This is a genomic window from Streptomyces sp. NPDC051664, assembly GCF_044453545.1.
GTDB lineage: Bacteria > Actinomycetota > Actinomycetes > Streptomycetales > Streptomycetaceae > Streptomyces.
The window spans coordinates 1-6498 of record NZ_JBITCU010000080.1; the positions used below are offsets into that span (position 1 = coordinate 1).

Annotated in this window: 7 protein-coding genes and 2 pseudogenes; 6 read left to right on the forward strand and 3 right to left on the reverse strand. The window is 64.7% G+C overall.

Annotated elements, in window-relative coordinates; genetic code table 11:
• Nucleotides 1-81: 81 nt before the first annotated feature.
• Nucleotides 82-369 (forward strand): annotated as a pseudogene (locus ACIA8E_RS41320) (integrase core domain-containing protein); the annotation flags it as partial.
• Between the two features lie 90 nt (nucleotides 370-459).
• Nucleotides 460-678: pseudogene (locus tag ACIA8E_RS41325) on the forward strand (IS110 family transposase); the annotation flags it as partial.
• Nucleotides 679-704: 26 nt separating this feature from the next.
• Here ACIA8E_RS41325 and ACIA8E_RS41330 read toward each other — a convergent pair.
• Genes ACIA8E_RS41330 through ACIA8E_RS41340 form a run of 3 tightly spaced genes read right to left on the reverse strand, consistent with a single transcriptional unit; the run spans nucleotide 705 to nucleotide 3753 of the window.
• A complete protein-coding gene (locus tag ACIA8E_RS41330) occupies nucleotides 705-1109 on the reverse strand; it encodes a DUF6009 family protein (protein ID WP_399307194.1) in 405 nt (134 codons plus the stop codon).
• Nucleotides 1106-2647, reverse strand: a complete 1542-nt coding sequence (locus tag ACIA8E_RS41335; protein ID WP_399307196.1) for a phage/plasmid primase, P4 family — start codon at nucleotides 2645-2647, stop codon at nucleotides 1106-1108. Before ACIA8E_RS41335 ends, ACIA8E_RS41330 begins: the two co-directional genes overlap by 4 nt.
• Nucleotides 2644-3753, reverse strand: a complete 1110-nt coding sequence (locus ACIA8E_RS41340; protein ID WP_399307198.1) for a bifunctional DNA primase/polymerase — start codon at nucleotides 3751-3753, stop codon at nucleotides 2644-2646. The genes ACIA8E_RS41335 and ACIA8E_RS41340 overlap by 4 nt, the downstream gene beginning before the upstream one ends.
• A gap of 963 nt (nucleotides 3754-4716) precedes the next feature.
• On the opposite strand from ACIA8E_RS41340, the gene ACIA8E_RS41345 reads away from it, so the two are divergent.
• The 4 genes from ACIA8E_RS41345 (at nucleotide 4717) to ACIA8E_RS41360 (ending at nucleotide 6343) form a co-directional block, all read left to right on the forward strand.
• Nucleotides 4717-4839 (forward strand): DUF6192 family protein, encoded by a 123-nt coding sequence (locus ACIA8E_RS41345; protein ID WP_399307200.1) that lies wholly within the window; start codon nucleotides 4717-4719, stop codon nucleotides 4837-4839.
• Between the two features lie 149 nt (nucleotides 4840-4988).
• The gene (locus tag ACIA8E_RS41350; protein ID WP_399307202.1) at nucleotides 4989-5189 is read left to right on the forward strand and encodes a DUF6192 family protein; all 201 of its coding nucleotides are present in this window, start codon (nucleotides 4989-4991) and stop codon (nucleotides 5187-5189) included.
• Between the two features lie 215 nt (nucleotides 5190-5404).
• Nucleotides 5405-5509, forward strand: coding sequence for a hypothetical protein (locus ACIA8E_RS41355; protein WP_399307206.1), 105 nt, complete (start codon nucleotides 5405-5407; stop codon nucleotides 5507-5509).
• Between the two features lie 408 nt (nucleotides 5510-5917).
• Nucleotides 5918-6343, forward strand: coding sequence for a hypothetical protein (locus ACIA8E_RS41360; RefSeq protein ID WP_399307204.1), 426 nt, complete (start codon nucleotides 5918-5920; stop codon nucleotides 6341-6343).
• The last annotated feature ends 155 nt before the right edge of the window (nucleotides 6344-6498 follow it).

Sequence of the window (6498 nt, forward strand, 5' to 3'; positions counted from 1 at the left end):
GTTGGCGGACACCAGCCGAGGTCTTCGAGGAGCAACTACGCTCACTACAACAGCCCGGTGTTGCAACGACCGGTTGAACTCGCCCAATATGTGTCGAAGGAGCTCGCCCAGGTCTGCTCGGAGCTGGGCGTGACCAGATCGCGCGGCGCGGTCGGCCCCAGCGCGGACAACGCCGCGGAGAGTCTGAACGCGACCATGAAACGCGAGACGCTCCAGGGCCGCAAGCGGTGGAACGGGACCAGTGAGGCCCGCCTCGCGGTCTTCCACTGGGCGACCCGCTACAACACCCGCCGACGGCACTCCCGCCTCGGCCAGATCAGCCCGATCACCTACGAACAGCGATCAACTACGCTGGCCACCGCCGCATGACAACCAATGTCCACGACCACGGCGAAGGCCCCCTTCAGCTCCTCACTGGCTACCGCAGGGGCCTCATCGCTGACTGAGTACGCATGATCAATCAACCGACTGCGGGAGGTACTCGTTGGCATCTGCCCCGCCTTGGAGCGGTCGTTCGATTACTCGAAGCGGCCGGGTCTGATCCTGATGACTGGCCACCAGACGCCGGCTGCTCTGCGACACGTCCGCGTGAAGCGACTGACGATCTGGCTGGCGCGCCGCCAGGTCCGCAACGCTGAGAGCTTCGCCGAACTCGCCGTGCAAGCCGCTACTTCGCAGCACACCACCGACCGCTTCCGGATCGGTCAGTCGGCAGGGAGCGTTATCCCGAGCTCGAGCATCGCGGGCGAGGCCGGACCGCCTTCGGAACGTTGCGTCTTGTAGCCCTTGACTCGGGGAGCGATCGTCCTGGGGTCGACCGCTTCGGAGGGGGCACCTGTCGCATAAAGACCCTCGGGTTGCTCATCCCGGTCATGGGGCAGGAGCCAGAAAACCCTTCGACGGAAGGTGCCGGACGCGCGGGAAGGCCTGGCATCTTCTCCGAGAACGGCATACCCTACCATTCGTCCGTCGCGATGGTAGGCGGGTCTCCCGCGCCGGGAGGGAAGACGGTCCAGAGACTGGCGTACATAGTCCAGTTCTGCGGGGTCCTCAAGCCACACCAAGTCGGCTTCGTGTGCTAGCTCCTCGGGGTCGATCAACGCGCTCACGGTTGCCGCTCCTCGGTATTTAGGTCGGTCACGAGGCCGACGCCCGGATAGTACTTCCGGGACATGGACAGGATCATCTCCTTGGGTGAGGCCATACCCAGGGTCTCACGGACACGGGCGGCGAAGGCACGTGCGGAAACGGGGTTGGCACCTTCAAAGCCGCACCATCGCGTGTAGGCGCTATACAGCTGAGTCTGTTCAGCCCGCATACCGTCGTCGATCTTGCATGCCTCGGTGAGGAAACGTCCTACGTGATCCTCTGTCTCGGCATACGCGGTGGTGGCGACCTGGACACGAACCGGGCCGGTTAGGTCCTTGGCGCCGGCGAAATACCGCCGGGCACCCTCAACTAGCCAGGCTAGGATGCCGGGGCCTTCCTCTCGGACGAGTACGCTGGCCAGATTGTCGATCTTGCACTCCTCGGGTACTACCCGCTCGAAGGGGATCAGACGCATACGACGCCAGAAGGCGAATCCGCCGGTGTTGACCTCGGGACGGTGGTTGCCAAGTAGCCATAGTTTGTGTGTCGGGTGGAACGAGAAAAAGTCCTGCCTCATACGGCGTGCTTTGAGCTTGTCCCCACCAGTCAGGAGCTTGACGCGTGCCTCATCGAAGCGGTCACCTGGTTTCAGTTCGGAGCAGACAATGATGCGGCGGCCGTGCAATTCTGCCAAGTCTGTGGGGTGGCCCTCGAAGACCTTGGCCATGAGGAAGCCCGGCGGCGCAGCGTCGGCGTAGTCGCCCATCAGCTGCAGCATCACATCCAGGAGCACACTCTTGCCGTTTTTCCCCTGTCCGTACAGGAACGGCATGACCTGGGCACCCACATCGCCCGAGATGGAATAGCCAAGGAGCAGGTGCAGAAAGTCAGTGGTACGGCAACCCTCAACATCGGTACCGAAGGTGTCATCAAGGAACCGCTGCCAGCGCGGGGTGGGCATGGCCTCGGGGGCTACGGTGGTGGATCGCGAGTGGTGTTGCGTAGCGGGGTCCGGCGGGAGGAGAGCACCCGTCCGCAGGTCAACCACCCCCTGGGGCGTGCACAGGGCATACGGATCGGAGTCCAGCAAGGCAGCGTTCATGACCATACCGGGGGACGATTTCGCTTGTATCAAAAGCGCGTTCATCCCGGACGTCGACAGTGCGCGCCGCCGATGGCGGCGGAGCTCGCTCGTGTTGTACGTGCCGGTCGGGTCAGTCGTGGCAATCGCTTCAGCCATCTCACCCACAGCCCAGAGCACGGTGTCCTCTTCGTCGTGCTGCCAACGGTGGCCGGCCCATCGATACCAGCCCAGCCCTGGGACATGCCGGTAGTCCTGGCCGTACAAGCTGACAAAGAGCTTGGCGTTGCCCCGGTCACTCAGGGAGTCCGGCAACAAGCCATGTTCCGTCACAGGCTGCTGCGACACGGGCCGCGCGGGGCTCGTTTGGGAGGGAATTCCGGGGACGGGGAGAGCTTCCTGGACCGGAGAGCCGAGGATCTGCCGGGCTACGGCCGCCGGGTCGAAAACGTCCCCCCCTGGGGTGGTCGGGGTCATGAGGGTCGTCCTTCGAGGTGGAGCGGTCGCCGGGCGCCGGCGTCAAGTCCACTGCGGATGATCTGGGCACTGCGTCGGTCATGGCCAGGGCGTGCGTATTCAGCGGTGTCCAGGAGAGCTCGTGCGACGGCATCGGTAGTGAGGTAACCAGCAGTGACAAGTCCTCCGGCGGTATAGGCAGCACGGTTGAGCCGCTGTGTGAAGCCAGCGCCCTCAGGGACAGCGGCGCACGCGACTACATCAGCGAGCACGGTTTCAAGGATCTGGGCAGCTTTGTCCCTGCCTCCACCAGCCGCCACTACAGCCAGGCGGGCCCGCGGAGGCACGGGATGGCCGTGGAGACTGCCACGTGTACCGCCCTGCTTCGGGACCTCGATGTGGCCGGTGCGAGCCAACTCCCAGGCAAGCCAATCCGGAAGTGTCGCGGGGGTTCGGACAGTACCAAGCGCAGCGTAGTTGCCAGCAGCAGTGGTGGTACCAGGGGCGATGATGTACCCGCCGGTGGCGCGTACATCCACCTGCCAGGCCAGAGCCCGCCGGGGGCTAGACCCAGTGGAACACTGGAATCTAGCCCCCGGAGACGTCTGGTACCAAATGTGCAGACCACCAGAAGGCGTCCGGACGCGAAGGGTCGAAACATCAAGGGCTGGGTCTTCCTGTCCGCGCAGAGCGGCAAGTAGTGCAAGTGTGTGGAAGCCATGACGCAGCCCAGTCAGATCCACATGTTCGGGGATGGCAATTCCCGGCAGGAGCCTGTCCCGGGGGGGCATGGACTGGAAGTGGGCGTCGACATCGATGACGACGAGACCTGCCGGGCCACAGGCGACGGCAGTCCCGAGGCCCGGGTTACGAAACCACCACGCTGCTAGGCGTTCATTGTCCGTTGTGGCGGCGTGGAAGCCGTGACACCAGCGGCCAGCAGCCAGACATGAGCACTCAACATGGCTATGTCCCCGTTCCTGGCAAGCATCACAGTTGGCCGGAGGGGTCTTGCGGCCGGGGGCCAGCGGGAGGACGGGCCAGCCCTGCGCCGCACACCATCGGGCGACGTCAAGCGGTGCTGGACGGTGCTCGGGGGGGCTGACGTCAGCCGGGCTGAGCGGCACGGTGTCTTCACTTCCTCCGGTCGTTCGCTCTCCTGCGCGCTGCGGGTCAAGATTTGATACGCCTCGTCAGCGACCCGGCAAGGCCTTCGAAGCGACCGAAGCGACTCAACAATCAAACAAGGTCAACACAGACTAGCGGAGCGGATGTCACGACGAGAGGACCACCACAAGCGGAAAAGAGCCCCAGCGACTCAAGGATAGGGACGGCGACTGAAGCAACACTGCTTGCTCCTGAGTTCAGGGGCTTTTGCCCAGGTCGGAGGTCGTACGCAGGGCCGGTTAGCGACTCAAGCGACTCAAGATCCTATATATAACACGCACACACGCGCACGTATGTTGTCATAATGCCGACCTTGAGTCGCTTGAGTCGCTAACCGGCTTTGGGATGGGCTCTGACCTGGTCTTTTTCCTGAGCGACTGAAGGGCAGCGACTCAGGAGCAAACGAACGCCCCCCGCCTTGGGTGATCAGCCCCCCGCGGGCTCCTGCGCTCCAAAGGGCGCGCAACCAAAGACCTGAGTCGCTCTAGAGAAGTCGCAGTTCAGCCGCGTCTGAGGATGGCTGTAGCGACTGAAGCGACTGAAGGTCGGACAACCACGTTGTTGCCGCGTCTCTTCCCTCTGTGCTGACGCGGCACGACGTGCCTTCCCGCCAGTAGGCTGTCCACCATCGTGGATGGCCTCTGGAAACAGAGTCGCCCCCACGGACACACACTGTTTCTGACCACCATGCACGGAACTCCCTGCCGGTCAGCTGTCCGTAGGGAAGGACCCATCACCTCACAAGCAAAGTGGCGGGTGCTCGTCACCCTCACACATCGAAGCCTCCAACTGCAGGGACCGCCTGCCGGACTGCCCAAATAAACATAATGACTGCCCTATGGAGCATTTTTTTGCGGCCTCGGTAGTGTGCGATATGAGCTTGCAGCTCCCTGTGACGCCGGACAGCTCTTGTAACGCTGGTCGTGGACTCGCGTACGGGCAAGCGGCAGTGGACGCCGGACGAGGCGACGCACCTGGTCCGGCAGCGGGTCAACCGGCCGGTGACGGTCAAGGAGAAGGCTCATCACAGGCCTGACCCGCGATAAGGAAGGTGCCTCCTGGGTGACCCGACCTGCTGTCGAGGCCGACTGCCGATGACGGCGTCTGTGTCGTCCGCGAGCTCCCCTGGGTCGACCGAGGTCGCCAGGCAGGTGACCACCGACTTGCTCGAACGCCTCGATTCGCCCGGGAGACGATGTGGGACGACGCCCTCGTCGCCCCCCTTGGCCGGCTCGTCCCGCGCATGCGGGGACAGGATTTCACCAACGACGAACGCGACACCATCCGCCGCGGCGTCTTCAAGGTCCGGGCCGCGGCCGACTGGCTCGAAGCGGCGATCGACAACGGCGAGTTCACTCTGGACGAGCAACTGGCCCAGCTCCTCAAGGGCGAGTAGGCGATGCCGCGGCGCCGGGAGGCCCGGCCTCTTGCGGAGCACTACGGCGACCTGGTCCGCACCGCCCTGATGGAAGCCCGCCCCGCCGGCCTTCAGACAAGGCAGCTCATCACCGCCACCCGCCTGACGAAATACCAGGTCGAACGAGGAATCCGGCACCTGCGGGACGTCGGGGCGGCCGAACACCTCACCCCCATCATCTGGCATTCGCGGCCCTGTGCAGCGTCAGCCCGGTAGAGGAGTCCTCCGGCAAGACCCATCGCCGACGGCTGAACCGCGGCGGCAACCGACAGGCCCACGCCGCCCCTACCGCATCGTGATGCCCCGCATATGCGGGGTGGTTTTGGCTGCGGGACGGTCTTGGTGGACCGTCCCGACGATCCCACTCCGCATTCGTCAGAATCCCCACGGCCCATACAGCCAGCCTGCCCCAACACCCCACTCATAGGGGCATCTACGCCACCCACAAGACACCCGCCATCAAAAGAGCCCCGCTGGTGTTCGAAGCCCCGGGTGCGCCCTGCTTTCGAGGCCTCGTCGAGCGCCGGACCGGTACATACCTGAAGGCACTCTTCAGGATCTTCAGCGCCGCCTCAGCGAGCGAGCGCCATATTGGTCCTGCTGCTGGAACGCACCTGCGGACGCCCGCTTCGCCGGGGCCTGTCCGCTGTGGCGGCATCGCAGCGGCTCTTGACCTGATGTGGAAACCGAAAGATCCAGGAGTGACCATGCGACTTACCCTCATTGGTGTGGCGGCAGCTCTCGCGGTGGGTGCCCTGTCCGGGACGGCCGCCGCGGCCGGCCCCGTCATCCTTCCGGGCGGTGGCAAGGCCGCCCCCGACACCGTGAAGGTGTGCGCGGAGGGCAACTACCGTGTGCACGCCTCGTTCCCCCAGCAGCACACTACCGTCGACGTGGCAGCACACAAGTGCTCGAGCCTCATCCACCTCGCCAAGCAGACCAACTACGTGAATGTCTCGGGCTACTGGAACACCCACCCCGGCAAGACGTTCTTCATCCGCAAGGTCTCCCACCTGCGCGCCTCGGGCACCGCTTACGTGGAGGCGAGCGGGACCACCACGAAGCCCCACGTAGCGGCCGTTCTCCCTGGGACGCCGGACGGCGCGGCCACCCCCGCGAGGCCTGTCCGCTGAGCACGATCCCGGAAGTGCGGCGCCCTTTCCCCTGCGATCACCGTCGGGGGAGGGGTGCCGCCGGGCGTTTCCCCTTGATCGTGGACACCCTGATCATTGGATCGTGATGATCCATAGGACAGGAGTTCCCGTTGGGGACGTCGAAGTACTCGCCT